The sequence below is a fragment of the Microbacterium sp. Soil_C_42 genome, assembly GCF_057656735.1.
In genome coordinates, this window is the sequence record NZ_JBDGJU010000004.1 from 149023 (window position 1) to 162725 (window position 13703).

Genomic DNA, 13703 nt, shown 5'->3' on the forward strand with positions numbered 1-13703 from the left:
ATCCATGAGCTGGACTACCGCTACTGCCGCTCGTAGCGTCGACTCGTGCTCTCCCCCGTCCTCGCCGGCCTCGGCCTCGGCTTCTCCCTCATCATCGCCATCGGCGCCCAGAACCTGTTCGTCCTGCGCCAGGGTCTGCGCCGCGAGCACGTCCTCGCCGTCGCGGCGATCTGCGCGATCTCGGACGCCGCGCTCATCGCGCTCGGCGTCTCTGGCATCGGGTTCGTGCTGCAGGCCGTGCCGTGGCTGGTCGTCGTGGTGCGCTGGGCGGGCGCGCTGTTCCTGGTGGTGTACGGCGTGCTGGCGGCGCGGCGCGCCTGGCGCCCGTCGGGTGAGGCGCTCGGTGCCGGCGCGGCGGACTCGGACCCCGCGGCATCCTCCGGCTCGCACGCACCCGCGCCGCCCGCCCGCACCCACACGGGTGAGGCCCTCGAACCCGACGCCTCGGCCTCCGCAGTGCGCAGCGACATCCGCACCGCAGCCACCCCCACGACGCGCGCACGCCTGATCCCGGTGCTGCTCACCTGCCTGGCGCTGACGTGGCTCAACCCGCACGTCTACCTCGACACCGTGTTCCTCCTCGGCACCGTCGCGAACACGCACGGCGACGACCGCTGGCTCTTCGCCGCAGGGGCCATGACCGCGAGCGTCACCTGGTTCTTCGGCCTCGCGTTCGGCGCGCGCCTGCTCGGACGCTGGCTGTCGACCCCTCGGGCCTGGCGCGTCCTCGACGCGGTGATCGCGGTCGTCATGATCGCCCTCGGCGTCTCGCTCGTGCTCCCGCAGTGACGGGGGCCGTCACCGTCAGCCGTCGATCTGCTCCTTGCGGGCGAGTACGAGGGCGCGCACGATGTCGTCGGGCAGCGGGTGGTCCGGCTGGTAGCGGATCGTCCCCTTGTCGAGGCCGATGCCGGGGTGCCCGGCGAGCGCGTCCGCGACCGCCGACACCGCGTCGGGGCTGAACGGGTACACGCCGATGTGCTTCTTCGCCCGCATCACCGAGACCAGCGGCTTGCCGCGGTACACCAGGGCCGGCATCCCGTACCCGCGCCCCTGCTCCGCGTCGGGCGCCGCTTCGCGCGCGATGGCGTAGATCCGCTCGACCGACGGCCGGTCGGCCGGGTCGAGTCTTTCCAGGAGTTCGTCGACGGTACCCATGTCGGCATCCTGGCCGACGTGCCCGGTCGCGGCAAGGTGCGCGCGGCGGCAAGATGGGCGGCATGAGACGCGTGCACGTGACGGTCCGCGGCGACGTGCAGGGCGTCGGCTACCGCTACACCATGCTCATCGTCGCGCGCGAGGCCGGCGCGGCGGGCTGGGTGCGCAACCGCCGCGACGGCTCGGTCGAAGCCGAGGTCGAGGGCACGCCCGGCCAGGTCGACGAGGTGCTGGCGTGGATGGCCGAGGGCCCGCCCGGCGCGCGCGTCGAGCAGGCGACGGTGACGGATGCCGCCACCACCGGCGAACGGGGCTTCGAGGTTCGCCCCACCCACTGACCCCTGCTCACACCTGTCGCGATAGGCCGCCCGCCGCGACAGTTCGCGACAGGTGAGCCCCGAGCATGTCAGTCCGGGACGCCGGCCGCGAGCTCGGCGAACACCTCGGCCGCGTCGTCGCTCGACGCGAGCCCGGCCGCTTGTCCCGCCCACAGCGACACGAGGTCGCCGTCGCCACGGCGCCCGGCCTCGGCACGGAACCGGCCGGTGAGCCAGTTCTGCGCCGGGAACGGAGCGATGATCCCCGTGGTCTCGATCTCGCGCATCACCCGATTCGGGATGCCGCGGGCCAGCCGCCCGCTCATCGCCCGGGTGAGCACGGTGGCGGTGTCGGCGGCGTCGGCGATGGCCTGGCGGTGCACGTCGGTGGCCGCCGACTGGCGGGTGCGCAGGAACGCGGAGCCCACCTGCACTCCCGACGCGCCGAGGGCGAACGCCGCCGCGACCCCGCGCCGGTCGGCGATGCCCCCGGCCGCGATGACCGGCACCTCCACCGCGTCGACCACCTGCGGCACGAGCGCGAACGTGCCCACGAGCGAGTGCTCGGCGGGCCGCAGGAACGACACCCGGTGACCGCCCGCTTCGGCCCCGGTCGCGACGATGGCATCCACCCCGGCCGCGTCGAGCGCCACGGCTTCCGCGACGGTGGTGGCGGTGCCGATGACACGGATGCCTCGGCTGCGCGCCGCCGCGACCACGTGCTCCGACGGCACGCCGAAGACCACGCTCAACGCCGCGGGCGCAGCATCCATCACCGCCGTCAGCTGGGAGTCGAGGTCGGGCAGGAACTCGATCGGAGGCGTCGGGTGGGCAAGGCCCAGTTCATCGTAGAGGGGAGCGACGGCCTCGATCGCCGGCTTCAGGTCGATGTCGCCCGGCGTGACCTCGTCGCCCGTCGGCAGCCAGAGATTGACCGCGAACGGACGCCGCGTCGCGGAGTGGAGCGCGGCGATCGTGTCGCTGATGAGGTCGGCCGAGTAGCCGTACAGACCGTACGAGCCGAGTCCGCCGAGCTCGCTCACCGCGGCCGTCAGCTCGATCGACGACAGCCCCCCGAAGGGGCCGAGCACGATCGGCGCGTCGATTCCGAACAGATCCTGGAGCGTCTTCGACATGCCTCAGACGCTACTCCCGCCTTCGCGCCCGCGCCCGGGCGTCGCGCGGGAACGACGAAGGCCCCACCCGGACGGGTGGGGCCTTCGTACGACAACGACTCAGACGAGCGAGTTGACGTCCAGCGGGATGCCGGGGCCGAACGTGGTCGACACGGCGCCCTTCTGGATGTAACGGCCCTTCGAGCTCGACGGCTTCAGACGCACGATCTCCTCGAGCGCTGCGGCGAGGTTCTCGTCGAGCTGCTCGGCGGTGAACGACGCCTTGCCGACGACGAAGTGCACGTTGGCGTGCTTGTCGACGCGGAACTCGATCTTTCCGCCCTTGATCTCCTCGACGGCCTTGGCCGGGTTGGGAGTCACGGTGCCGGTCTTCGGGTTGGGCATGAGGCCACGGGGGCCGAGCACCTTGCCGAGACGACCGACCTGGCCCATGAGCTCGGGCGTCGAGACGGCCGCGTCGAACGCGGTCCAGCCGCCGGCGACCTTCTCGATGAGCTCGGCGCCGCCGACCTCGTCCGCACCCGCGGCGATCGCGGCCTCAGCGGCCGGACCCGTCGCGAACACGATGACGCGGGCGGTCTTGCCGGTGCCGTGCGGGAGGATGACGGTGCCGCGCACCATCTGGTCGGCCTTGCGAGGGTCGACGGAGAGCTTGAGCGCGACCTCGACGGTCGAGTCGAACTTCGCCGAGCCGGTCTGCTTCGCGAGCGCGACGGCCTCGGTGGGGCTGTAGAACTTGTCCGCCTCGATCTTGGCGGCGGCGGCCCGGAAGGCCTTGGACTTGGTAGCCATGTTTCCTATCCCCCTCAGTCCTCGACCGTGATGCCCATGGAACGGGCGGTGCCGGCGATGATCTTCGAGGCGGCCTCGATGTCATTCGCGTTCAGGTCGGGCTGCTTCGTCTCTGCGATCTGGCGCACCTGCTCCTTGGTGAGCTTGGCGACCTTGACCGTGTGAGGGGTCTTCGAGCCCTTCTGCACGCCCGCAGCCTTCTTGATGAGCTCAGCGGCCGGCGGGGTCTTCAGGATGAACGTGAAGCTGCGGTCCTCGTAGACGGTGATCTCCACGGGGATGACGTTGCCGCGCTGCGACTCGGTCGCGGCGTTGTACGCCTTGCAGAACTCCATGATGTTGACGCCATGCTGACCGAGCGCGGGGCCGATCGGCGGCGCCGGGTTGGCTGCACCGGCGTTGATCTGAAGCTTGATCAGGCCGGTCACCTTCTTCTTCGGTGCCATTCTTCTTCCTTTCGTCGAACGACGGCTGCCAGGGCAACCGGTTCTCCCGCGAATCCGGCGGTTCCGGAACGCGGTGTCAGAGACGCGCGCTCACCGCGCGCGCAAACCTGGAGAGTCTACCAGGTCAGAGCTTGGTGACCTGGTCGAACGACAGCTCGACCGGGGTCTCGCGCTCGAAGAGCGAGACGAGGACCGTGAGCTTGCCGCTCTCGGGCTTGATCTCGCTGATCGTGCCGGGCAGGCCCGCGAACGAGCCTTCCTTGATCGTGATGGTCTCGCCGACCTCGAAGTCGACCTCGGCGGGGATGACGCGGGCCGCGGCGGCGGCGCCCTTCTTGGCCGCACCGCCCTTGGCGCCGGCGACCTCCTTGACCTCGACGAGGCTCTTCAGCATGTTGAAGGCCTCCTCGAAGCGCAGCGGCGTCGGGTTGTGGGCGTTGCCGACGAAGCCGGTGACACCGGGCGTGTGGCGAACGACCGACCAGGTGTCCTCGTTGAGCTCCATGCGCACGAGCACGTAGCCGGGGATACGGACGCGCGTGACCATCTTGCGCTGACCGTTCTTGATCTCGACGACGTCCTCCATCGGGACCTCGATCTGGTAGATCTCCTCCTCGACCTCGAGCGTCGACTTGCGCTGCTCGATGTTGGCCTTCACCTTGCGCTCGAAGCCGGCGTAGGAGTGGATGACGTACCACTTGCCCGGGAGGGTGCGAAGGTCGGCACGGAACGCCTCGTAGGGGTCCTCGTCCTCGTCGTCCTCGGCCTCCGCGGCGTCGACGACGGCGGCTGCGGCGTCCACCTCTGCGACGAAGTCCTCGTCGAGCTCGGGCTCGTCCTCATCGCCGTTCACGTCGGGACCGTCGTAGGGGGTCACCTCGTCGGCGGCCTCGGCCTCGCGCTCGGCGACCTCCTCCGCGATGGAGTCGTTGATCACCTCGGCCGCGGCCTCGGTCTCTGCGGTCTCGTCCAGGTTGAGAGCGTCGTTCACGATGGCGTCCGCCTCCGGGTCGTCGATGTCGATGTCGTCCAGGTCGGCGTCGTCCTCATCGGAGTCGTCGACGATGTGGATCGCGGCGTGCTCGGCGGCCTCGACCGACCGCTCCTCCTCCGCGAGGACGTTGCCCTCCTGGGCTTCGTCGTCCTCGGAGGACTGCTCCGCGGCGGTCGCCCAATCGGCGTCGTCGACATATCTTTCAGTCACGTGAGTTCTCTTCCGTTCCGTCCGCTGCCGGACCTGCGGTCCGCCCGTGTCTTGCCTCGCTGCGAGTCGGAGGCGCTCGGGATCAGGCGCCGGGCACACCGAAGACGTACGACGTGATCCACACGAACAGCACGTCCAGGCCGTAGACGAGCGCCATCATCACGACGACGAAGCCCAGCACCACCGCCGTGTACTTCAGCAGCTCCTGGCGCGTCGGAGTGACGACCTTGCGGAGCTCGGCGAAGACCTGGCGGACGAACAGGGCGATACGAGCGAAGACGTTGGGCTTCTTCTCGCGAGGCGCGGCCGTTCCCTCTGCGGGAACGACTTCGCCCTTCGGCTCGTCCTGAACCATCGATGCCACCTGATTACCTTCCGTGAGCCGACACGGATCGGCACACTGTGTTGTCAACCACCAGCATGTCACCGGCGTTGCGCTGACGCGCAGGGCGGACAGGAATCGAACCTGCAACCTGCGGTTTTGGAGACCGCTGCTCTGCCAATTGAGCTACCGCCCTAGAGACCCGGAGGTCTCGCGGAACCCGCACTCTTCCCCTCTCACCGCGGCTTGAGGATCCGTACCCGAGGACCGGGCACGGCGAAAGAATGCAGACTTCGACTGCACGTTCCAGTGTACGGCATGCCCGCAGGCCCCGCGAACCGAGGCGGCTCCGCGCACGCGCGCACACGGGATCAGTACTGCTGCACGCCGTACCGGTCGGGCTCGGGCGCACGCTCGAAGGCGCGCCCCGACAGCGACGTGGCCTCGACGCGCACGTAGGTGTACTTCAGCGTCGGGATCCAGGGCCGAAGGCCGAGGCCGTCGGCGCGCTCCACGTCGGCGGAGCGGTCGAGCGGGTGGGCGCGACCGCGCAGGATCACGCTCCACGCGTCGGTGTCGGTGTGGTCGTCGACCTCGAAGAGCACCTCGTCGTTGATCGTCAGCTCGAACAGCTTGCTCCCCTGCGCGGTGCGGAAGAGCACGCTCTCGCCGTCGACGACGTAGTTCACGGGGAAGATGTCGAGCACATCGCCGACGTGCGTGACGAGGCGGCCGAGCTCCTGGCCGCGCAGGCGCTCCCAGCACTGTTCATCCGAGAGGGAGACGACGGGGTCCGGTGTGTCTGCCATGACTCCATCCTCGCGCTCCCACCGCTTCGGCGACACCCCCGGATGTCGGCATTACCATTCCGGCATGGCTCTTGCGCAGACCCGGCTCGACGAGCTGTGGGACTTCTCCGACGCGGCCGGCTCCGAAGGGCGCCTGCGCGCGGCGGCGGCGGAAGAGACGGATGCTGCCGTCCGCGCCGAGCTCGAGACGCAGGTCGCGCGGGCCCTGGGCCTGCAGGAGCGTTTCGACGAGGCCGACGCGGTCCTCGACGCCGTCGAGATCGAGGATGCCGCCATCGCGGCGCGTGCCACGCTGGAGCGAGGGCGCGTGCGCAACTCTGCGGGCGATCCCGAAGCGGCGGTCCCGTACTTCCTCGCTGCCGTCGATGCGGCGTCCGCGGCCGGGCTGACGTTCCTCCAGGTCGACGCTCTGCACATGCTCGCCATCGCAGAGCCCGATCAGGCCGAGGAGTGGACCTCCGCGGCCCTCGGCGCGCTCGAGGGCGCCGAGGATCCCCGCACCCTCCGCTGGAACGTGTCGCTGCACAACAACGCCGGCTGGCGCCTGTTCGACGCCGGCCGCCTCGACGAGGCGGTCACCTCGTTCGAGGCGGCACGGGATGCTGCGACCCGCTGGGGCACGCCGCAACAGGTCCAGTGGGCGGACGAAGCCCTCGCCGAGGCCCGCGCCGCGCTCTGACCCCGCCCCGGCGCGAGTCAACATCGGATCCGCAGGTACGGACGCCTGCGGCGACACGCCGATTCGAGGTGCCCCTCACCGGCGTGTCGCCGCGCGCGTCCGCAGGTGCGGATCCGATTCTGCGTACGGGTCACGCGACCTGCGACGGGGAGAGTCAGACGCCGATGCGGATCAGCTTCTTGTTGACGAACTCGTCGGCGGCCAGCAGCCCCATCTCACGCGAGGTGCCGGAGCGCTTCACGCCGCCGAAGGGCAGTCCGGGCTCGTCGGCGAGGACCACGTTGACGTAGACCATGCCGGCGTCGATCTTGTCGGCGACGCGCTGGGCCTGCTCCTCGTCCGTCGTGAAGACGTACGAGCCGAGGCCGTAGCTGGTGTCGTTCGCGAGGGAGACTGCGGCGTCCTCGTCGGCCACCTTGTAGACGACGCCCACGGGGCCGAAGAACTCCTCGCGGTAGGCGTCCATGTCGCTCGTGACGTCGGTGAGGACGGTGCCCGGGTAGAACGCGCCGTCGCGCTTTCCGCCGGCGACGAGGGTCGCCCCCTGGGCGACGGCCTTGTCGACCTGCTCCGCCAGGCGCTCGGCCGCCGTGACCGACGACAGCGGGCCCAGCACGGTGTCGCCCTCGAAGGGGTCGCCGACCTTCGCGCCCGACATCGCGGCGGTGAACTTCTCGAGGAACGCGTCGTACAGGCCGTCGACCACGATGAAGCGCTTGGCGGCGTTGCACGACTGCCCCGTGTTGTCGAGGCGGGCGGCGACCGCGGCCTCCACGGCCGCGTCGAGGTCGTCGGTGGAGAGCAGGATGAACGGGTCGGATCCGCCGAGCTCCAGCGCCACCTTCTTGAGGTTGCGGCCCGCGATCTCCGCGACGGCCGCTCCGGCACGCTCCGACCCGGTCACCGACACGCCCTGGACGCGGCGGTCCGCGATGATCGTCGCGGCCTGGTCGTTCGTGGCGTAGACGTTCGTGTAGACGCCCTCGAGGCCGGCGTCCGCGTAGATCGCCGCGATGGCCGCGGCCGACTCGGGGCACTGCGGGGCGTGCTTCAGGAGGATGGTGTTGCCGACCACGATGTTGGGCGCTGCGAACCGCGCGACCTGGTAGTACGGGAAGTTCCACGGCATGATGCCGAGCAGCACGCCGAGCGGCGAGCGGCGGATGACCGCGGTGCCCTCGCCGTCGATGTCGATCGGCTGGTCGCCGGTGATCTTCTCCGCATGATCGGCGTAGTACTCGGTGATGTCGGCGGCGAAGTCGACCTCGCCGAGCGCCGCCTCCAGCGGCTTGCCCATCTCTCGCACGATGATCGCGGCCAGGTCGTCGCGACGCTCGCGGTGCAGCTGCGCCGCCTTGCGGATGCGAGCGGCGCGCTCGGCCACGGGCTCGTCGCGCCACGTGCGGTACGCAGCATCCGCTCCCGCGATCGCGCTCTCGAGAGCCTCGTCGGTGATGGTCGGATACGTGGCCAGGGTCTCGCCCGTGGCCGGGTTGACGACGGCGTAGTCGGTCATGCTTACTCTCCGATCGGATGGTTGTGGGTCAGTCTGCCTGCCGGCGGCGGGCGCGACGAAGGCTTTCGGGAGCGTCGATACTGAGTGTCTCACCGCGGAAGAACGCCGGACGCTTGATCGCCTGCCAGATCATGATCACGACCCCCACGAGGATGACGGTCACGCCGAGAACGAACACCAGGCCGAGGCCGAAGATGCTCGACCCGCTGCCGTAGGCGGGGTCCATCGAGTCGATGAGCGTCGTCACGAACAGCACGGCGAGGATGGCGCCGCCCACGAGCGGGAACAGGAACGTGAAGAAGAAGCTGCGCACCGAGTCGAACCACTGCTTGCGGAAGTACCAGACGCACGCGAACGCAGTGAGGCCGTAGTAGAAGCAGATCATCATGCCGAGCGACAGGATCGTGTCGGTGAGCACGTTCTCGCTCACGACGCGCATGACGGCGTAGAACACCGAGGCCACGATCGCCGAGACCACGGTGGCGTAGCCCGGCGTGAAGAAGCGCGGGCTCACCTTCGCGAACTTCGCCGGCAGGGCGCCGTAGTGCCCCATCGCCAGCAGAGTGCGGGCGGGACCGACGGCGGTCGACTGCAGCGAGGCGGCCGAACTCGACAGCACCGCGAGCGATACCAGGAACGCGAGCGGTCCGAGGATCGGGTCGGACAGCGCGAAGAAGACGTTCGCCGAGATGTCCTCGTTCGCAAGTCCCAGCGGACCGTCGCCGACGCCGGCGAACATGATCAGGCCGATCGACAGCAGGAGGTAGAGCGAGACGACGATGACGACCGTGAGCATCGCTGCACGACCCGGGGTCTTCGCGGGGTTCTTGGTCTCCTCGTTCATGGTGAGGACGACGTCCCAGCCCCAGAAGATGAAGATCGACAGCGACAGCCCGGCCGCGAACGCGCTGAACGTCGGCACCTCGAACGGGTTGAACCACGACCACGAGAAGGCGGTCGGGTCGGGCGCATCGCCCGAGACGGCCTTGACGATCGCGACCACCGCGAACAGCACCAGCACGACGACCTGGAACGTCACCAGGATGTACTGGAACTTCTGGGTGGTCTGCATGTCGCGGTACGAGATGAGCGTCGCGCCGAGCATGAAGAGCAGGCACACCACGACGTTGATGAACGGGTTGAAGGCGAGCTCGGCGATGTCGGGATTGCCGCTCAGCTGCGAGATCAAGAGGAAGAGGAACTCGACGGCGATGCCGGCGAGGTTCGACAGCACGATGACGGTGGCCGCGATGAGCCCCCAGCCGGTCATCCAGCCGATCCACGGGCCGAATGCCCGCACCCCCCAGGTGAACGAGGTGCCCGAGTCGGGCATCGCACGGTTGAGCTCGCGGTAGCCGAACGCCGTCAGCAGCATCGGGATGAACCCGACGAGGATGATCGCGGGCACCTGCGTGCCCACGACCGACACCGTGGGTCCGAGCGAGGCGGTGAGCGTATACGCCGGGGCGATCGTCGAGACGCCGATCACGACGGCGCCGAGGACGCCGACCGCGCCGGCGCTCAGCCCCTTCTTCGACAGCTCACCGGCGTGCGCGCCGGAGGACGGGGCCAGCGGCGGGGTTTCGGAAGCGCTCATCAGCGTGCGCCTTTCTTGTCGCGCGTGCGAGGCACGACGACCATGGGTACGGGAAGCTCGTGCAGCATCTTCGCTGCCGTCGAGCCGAGGAACAGACGCCGGCGCCGGGCCAGCCGGCTCGAGCCGACCACGGCGAGCTCGCCGGGCTCCCAGCTCAGGTGCGAGACGGCGTCCTCGATGCTGTCGCCGCGTGCGACGACCACATCGGCTTCGACACCCTCGGGCAGGGCGTCGAGGGCTTTGCCGAGCACGTCGTCGGCGTGGGCGGCGCCGGCGACGCGGATGACGCCGGTGTCGACGCCGACAGGAAGGTCCACCGAGACCAGCGACAGCAGCCGCAGCTCCGCCCCGGTCGCGACGGCGAGTGCCACGCTCTCGTCGAGCAGTGCACTCGCGCCCGGGCGGGTGCCGATGGCGGCGGTGATGCGGGTGACGGTGGTCGCCTCCAGCCGTCGCGATCCCTCGGGGGCGAGCACGACCGGCACGTCCGACGAGTGCAGCAGCTCGTTGGCGACGGTGCCCAGGCGGTGACGCCCGCGGAGTCCGCCGTTGGCCGCGCCGACGACGATGTGGGATGCCGAGAGCTCGTGCGCGGCGGCGATGAGGCCCTCGGCGAAGGAGTCGCCGAACCGCACGTGCGACGCGTGGGTCACCGCATCCGGAATCTTCGCGGCAGCCTCGGCGAGCCAGGCCTCGGCCTGCGTCACGAGGTAGCGGTCGTAGCCGGCGTCGGGCGGGGTGATGACGCTGCGGTCCTCGGCAGGGAGCACCAGCACGAGGTCGAGCGGCACGTCCATGGCTGCGGCCAGGCGTGCCCCGAGTGCGACGGCGTCGGCGCCGGCGTCGGTCGCGGTGTACCCGACGACGATGCGGCCGCTCATCGGCGGGCCGCCTCGACGATGTTCGCCGCAACCAGGCGACCCATGCGGATCGCGCCGTCGACGTGCTGGTAGCCGGCGCCGGCCATGTCGCTGCAGGCGAAGTGGATCGGGCCGACGGGGGTGCGCAGGTCCGCGCCGTAGCGGGCGAGACCGCCGAGGTCGAAGCTCGCGGCGTACGCGCCGCGGGTCCACTCCTCGGCGCCCCAGTCGCTCTCGAAGTAGACGAGCGGGTTCTTGGCCTCGGGACCGTAGTAGTGCGACAGCGACTCGAGGATGCGCTCCTTGCGCTCCTCCGCCGACACGCGGAAGAGGTCGTCGGCGTTGCGGTCCGACACGAAGCCGACGAGGGTTCCGCGCTCGTCGTCGTGGTTGGTGTTGTCGTACGCCTCGTGCGAGATCTCGTACGGGCTGAAGGCGGTGCCCGACAGGCCCTGCTCGCGCCAGAACGGCCGATCGTAGACCGCGTGCACCTTGATGACGAAGCCCATCGAGATGTGCTGGTGCATCTGCTGCTTCAGGCGCGGCAGCGGCGGCGCGAACTCGATCCACGGGTAGAGGATCGGCGCGTGCGCCAGGATGACGAAGCGGGCGCGCACCTCGAGGCCGTTGTCGGTGACGACGCGGACGCCGTCCTGCGACCAGTGCACCTCGGTCACCGGCTGCCCCAGGATGACGTCGTCGCCCAGCCGCTCGGCGAGGAGCAGGGGAACCTGCTGCAGGCCGCCGACGACGCGCTCGTCGAGGATGAAGTCCGCGTCGACCAGGTGCGAGAAGCTGCCGGCGCTGGCGGCCATGAGGAGGGCCTGGAGCGCCGAGAACGCGTAGGCGGGCTTGGTGAGCATCGCACCCGCGATGAAGAGGGCGATGTTGTCGCGCGCCTCCTGGTCGTCGGTCTGCTCCTCGAGCCACGCCTCGAACGAGACGCGGTCGAGCTTCTCGGCGTCGGGGTGCTCCCACGGCTTGTCGGGGTCGATCTGCGCGACGAGGCCGTCGAGCACCTCGATGAGGCGGACGATCTCCTTCTCGGTCTCCGGCGCGACGGGGAAGATCTCGCCCGTGAAGCGGGTGAGCTCGCCGTCCTTGCCGATGTAGACCGACTCGCCCTCGCGGTAGCGGCTGTACGTCTCGAGCCCCAGCTCGGCGATGGTCTCCTTGAGCGCGTCCTGGTCGGGCGACACCCACTGCCCGCCGATCTCGAGCATCGCTCCGTCGACGACATCGGTCCACAGGCGCCCGCCCACGCGGTCGCGTGCCTCGAGCACGACGACCGAGAGGCCCGCCTTCTTCAGTTCGTTGGCAGCGGTCGTGCCGGCGGCGCCGGCGCCGACGATGACGACGTCACGGGTCAGCTCGGTCATTCGGACTCCTTCGTCAGGCGAGGTTGCGATGGTCTTGTGCGAGGTGCGGGAGACGGATGCTGCGACCGCGGCGCGTGCGGCGGTCGCAGCATCCCTGATCAAGAAGCCGTGAGTGCTGCGGCGACGACGTCCATGCCCTCGTGGAGCAGGTCGTCGGTGATCGACAGCGGCGGGAGGAAGCGGATCACGTTCCCATAGGTGCCGCAGGTGAGCACGATGACGCCCTGTGCGATGGACGCCTTCGCGACCGCGGCGGTGAGCGCGGCGTCCGGCTCGCCCGTCGCGGGGTCTACGAACTCGGCGGCGATCATGGCGCCATGACCGCGCACGTCGCCGACGCGGGGGTCGGCGGCCTGAAGATCCTTGAGGCGACCCTTCAGAACGGTCTCGATCTCGCGGGCGCGCTCGAGCATCCCGTCGTTCTCGAACACGTCGATCGCGGCGAGCGCCGCGGCGCAGGCGATCGGGTTGCCGCCGTAGGTGCCCCCGAGGCCGCCCGCGTGCGAGGCATCCATGATCTCCGCCCGGCCGGTGACAGCCGCCAGCGGCAGACCGCCGGCGATGCCCTTCGCGGTGGTGATGAGGTCGGGGACGATGCCGAAGACCTCGCTGGCGAACATGCGGCCGGTGCGGGCGAAGCCGGTCTGGATCTCGTCGGCGATGAAGACCACGTTGTTCGCGCGGCACCACTCGACGAGTGCGGGCAGGTACCCGTCGGCGGGGACGATGAAGCCGCCCTCGCCCTGGATGGGCTCGATGATGATCGCGGCGAGGTTGTCGGCGCCGACCTGCTTCTCGATCATCGAGATGGCCTTCTTGGCCGCGAGGCCCCCGTCGAGCCCGTCGCGGTAGGGGTACGACAGCGGGGCGCGGTAGATCTCCGAGGCGAACGGCCCGAAGCCGCTCTTGTACGGCATCGACTTCGCGGTGAGCGCCATCGTGAGGTTGGTGCGGCCGTGGTAGCCGTGGTCGAACGCGACGACGGCCTGCTTGCCGGTGTACTTGCGGGCGATCTTGACCGCGTTCTCGACCGCCTCGGCGCCCGAGTTGAACAGGGCGCTCTTCTTGGCGTGGTCGCCCGGCGTGATGCGGTTGAGGGCCTCGGCGACCGAGACGTACGAGTCGTACGGCGCGATCATGAAGCACGTGTGGGTGAACTGCGCGACCTGCTCCTGCACGGCCTTGACGACCTTCGGGTGGGCGTTGCCGATCGTCGTGACCGCGATGCCCGAGCCCAGGTCGATGAGCGAGTTGCCGTCGGCGTCGACGATGACGCCTCCGCCGGCCGCGACGGCCTGCACGGGCGCGGTGTGGCCGACACCCGCGGCGACGGCGTCGGCCTTGCGGTCGAGCAGCTCCTGCGAGCGGGGACCGGGGATGCTGGTGACCAGGCGGCGCTCCTGCGGAAGGGTCGGACCGCCGAGGGGCGTTTCAGTGAGGGTGTCGGCTGCGCTGCTCATGGAGGGGAGCGTATTTCGTCGCCGGGAC

Annotated in this window: 15 protein-coding genes and 1 tRNA gene; 3 read left to right on the forward strand and 13 right to left on the reverse strand. The window is 69.9% G+C overall.

Translation table 11 applies throughout. The annotated features are described in order from the left end of the window. Positions 1–45 precede the first annotated feature (45 nt). Positions 46–789: a LysE/ArgO family amino acid transporter gene (locus tag AC3A46_RS04590; RefSeq protein ID WP_487664028.1), complete on the forward strand. Its 744-nt coding sequence runs from the start codon at positions 46–48 to the stop codon at positions 787–789. A gap of 15 nt (positions 790–804) precedes the next feature. Here AC3A46_RS04590 and AC3A46_RS04595 read toward each other — a convergent pair whose 3' ends face one another. Continuing rightward, positions 805–1158 (reverse strand): iron chaperone, encoded by a 354-nt coding sequence (locus AC3A46_RS04595; protein ID WP_487664029.1) that lies wholly within the window; start codon positions 1156–1158, stop codon positions 805–807. Between the two features lie 62 nt (positions 1159–1220). Between AC3A46_RS04595 and AC3A46_RS04600 the strand changes: the two genes are divergently transcribed. After that, complete coding sequence (locus AC3A46_RS04600; RefSeq protein WP_487664030.1) at positions 1221–1496, forward strand: acylphosphatase; 276 nt, start codon at positions 1221–1223, stop codon at positions 1494–1496. 68 nt (positions 1497–1564) lie between these two features. Here AC3A46_RS04600 and AC3A46_RS04605 read toward each other — a convergent pair whose 3' ends face one another. From AC3A46_RS04605 to AC3A46_RS04635, 7 genes are all read right to left on the reverse strand, one after another. After that, on the reverse strand, positions 1565–2611 hold the full coding sequence (locus AC3A46_RS04605) for an NAD(P)H-dependent flavin oxidoreductase (protein WP_487664031.1): 1047 nt from the start codon (positions 2609–2611) through the stop codon (positions 1565–1567). A gap of 99 nt (positions 2612–2710) precedes the next feature. Further along, a complete protein-coding gene (gene rplA / locus AC3A46_RS04610) occupies positions 2711–3403 on the reverse strand; it encodes a 50S ribosomal protein L1 (RefSeq protein ID WP_487664032.1) in 693 nt (230 codons plus the stop codon). Positions 3404–3417: 14 nt separating this feature from the next. Then, positions 3418–3849, reverse strand: a complete 432-nt coding sequence (gene rplK / locus AC3A46_RS04615) for a 50S ribosomal protein L11 (RefSeq protein WP_045247325.1) — start codon at positions 3847–3849, stop codon at positions 3418–3420. A gap of 124 nt (positions 3850–3973) precedes the next feature. Next, positions 3974–5053, reverse strand: a complete 1080-nt coding sequence (nusG, locus tag AC3A46_RS04620) for a transcription termination/antitermination protein NusG (RefSeq protein WP_487664033.1) — start codon at positions 5051–5053, stop codon at positions 3974–3976. Between the two features lie 82 nt (positions 5054–5135). Next, complete coding sequence (gene secE / locus AC3A46_RS04625) at positions 5136–5408, reverse strand: preprotein translocase subunit SecE (protein ID WP_045300625.1); 273 nt, start codon at positions 5406–5408, stop codon at positions 5136–5138. 90 nt (positions 5409–5498) lie between these two features. Next, positions 5499–5571, reverse strand: a tRNA-Trp gene (locus AC3A46_RS04630). 175 nt (positions 5572–5746) lie between these two features. Further along, the gene (locus tag AC3A46_RS04635; RefSeq protein ID WP_487664034.1) at positions 5747–6184 is read right to left on the reverse strand and encodes a pyridoxamine 5'-phosphate oxidase family protein; all 438 of its coding nucleotides are present in this window, start codon (positions 6182–6184) and stop codon (positions 5747–5749) included. A gap of 64 nt (positions 6185–6248) precedes the next feature. Between AC3A46_RS04635 and AC3A46_RS04640 the strand changes: the two genes are divergently transcribed. Next, complete coding sequence (locus tag AC3A46_RS04640; protein WP_487664035.1) at positions 6249–6863, forward strand: hypothetical protein; 615 nt, start codon at positions 6249–6251, stop codon at positions 6861–6863. Positions 6864–7017: 154 nt separating this feature from the next. Here the strand turns inward: AC3A46_RS04640 and AC3A46_RS04645 are convergent, their stop codons facing one another. The 5 genes from AC3A46_RS04645 to gabT all read right to left on the reverse strand — a co-directional run bounded on the left by AC3A46_RS04645 (position 7018) and on the right by gabT (position 13675). After that, positions 7018–8379, reverse strand: coding sequence for an NAD-dependent succinate-semialdehyde dehydrogenase (locus AC3A46_RS04645; RefSeq protein ID WP_487664036.1), 1362 nt, complete (start codon positions 8377–8379; stop codon positions 7018–7020). 28 nt (positions 8380–8407) lie between these two features. Further along, positions 8408–9976, reverse strand: coding sequence for an APC family permease (locus AC3A46_RS04650; RefSeq protein ID WP_487664037.1), 1569 nt, complete (start codon positions 9974–9976; stop codon positions 8408–8410). Then, positions 9976–10857, reverse strand: coding sequence for a universal stress protein (locus tag AC3A46_RS04655; protein WP_487664038.1), 882 nt, complete (start codon positions 10855–10857; stop codon positions 9976–9978). Before AC3A46_RS04655 ends, AC3A46_RS04650 begins: the two co-directional genes overlap by 1 nt. Next, positions 10854–12215: a flavin monoamine oxidase family protein gene (locus AC3A46_RS04660; protein ID WP_487664039.1), complete on the reverse strand. Its 1362-nt coding sequence runs from the start codon at positions 12213–12215 to the stop codon at positions 10854–10856. The genes AC3A46_RS04655 and AC3A46_RS04660 overlap by 4 nt, the downstream gene beginning before the upstream one ends. Positions 12216–12313: 98 nt before the next feature. Next, positions 12314–13675 carry a 4-aminobutyrate--2-oxoglutarate transaminase gene (gene gabT / locus AC3A46_RS04665; RefSeq protein WP_487664040.1) on the reverse strand — a complete coding sequence of 454 codons (1362 nt, stop codon included), beginning with the start codon at positions 13673–13675 and terminating at the stop codon, positions 12314–12316. Between the last annotated feature and the right edge of the window lie 28 nt (positions 13676–13703).

What these genes read in the sequence shown, in the direction of transcription:
- AC3A46_RS04595 (WP_487664029.1), bottom strand. Translation starts at nt 1,158, where the DNA reads ATGGGTACCGTCGACGAACTCCTGGAAAGACTCGACCCGGCCGACCGG.
- AC3A46_RS04600 (WP_487664030.1), top strand. Translation starts at nt 1,221, where the DNA reads ATGAGACGCGTGCACGTGACGGTCCGCGGCGACGTGCAGGGCGTCGGC.
- AC3A46_RS04605 (WP_487664031.1), bottom strand. Translation starts at nt 2,611, where the DNA reads ATGTCGAAGACGCTCCAGGATCTGTTCGGAATCGACGCGCCGATCGTG.
- rplA (WP_487664032.1), bottom strand. Translation starts at nt 3,403, where the DNA reads ATGGCTACCAAGTCCAAGGCCTTCCGGGCCGCCGCCGCCAAGATCGAG.
- rplK (WP_045247325.1), bottom strand. Translation starts at nt 3,849, where the DNA reads ATGGCACCGAAGAAGAAGGTGACCGGCCTGATCAAGCTTCAGATCAAC.
- secE (WP_045300625.1), bottom strand. Translation starts at nt 5,408, where the DNA reads ATGGTTCAGGACGAGCCGAAGGGCGAAGTCGTTCCCGCAGAGGGAACG.
- AC3A46_RS04635 (WP_487664034.1), bottom strand. Translation starts at nt 6,184, where the DNA reads ATGGCAGACACACCGGACCCCGTCGTCTCCCTCTCGGATGAACAGTGC.
- AC3A46_RS04640 (WP_487664035.1), top strand. Translation starts at nt 6,249, where the DNA reads ATGGCTCTTGCGCAGACCCGGCTCGACGAGCTGTGGGACTTCTCCGAC.
- AC3A46_RS04645 (WP_487664036.1), bottom strand. Translation starts at nt 8,379, where the DNA reads ATGACCGACTACGCCGTCGTCAACCCGGCCACGGGCGAGACCCTGGCC.
- AC3A46_RS04650 (WP_487664037.1), bottom strand. Translation starts at nt 9,976, where the DNA reads ATGAGCGCTTCCGAAACCCCGCCGCTGGCCCCGTCCTCCGGCGCGCAC.
- AC3A46_RS04655 (WP_487664038.1), bottom strand. Translation starts at nt 10,857, where the DNA reads ATGAGCGGCCGCATCGTCGTCGGGTACACCGCGACCGACGCCGGCGCC.
- AC3A46_RS04660 (WP_487664039.1), bottom strand. Translation starts at nt 12,215, where the DNA reads ATGACCGAGCTGACCCGTGACGTCGTCATCGTCGGCGCCGGCGCCGCC.
- gabT (WP_487664040.1), bottom strand. Translation starts at nt 13,675, where the DNA reads ATGAGCAGCGCAGCCGACACCCTCACTGAAACGCCCCTCGGCGGTCCG.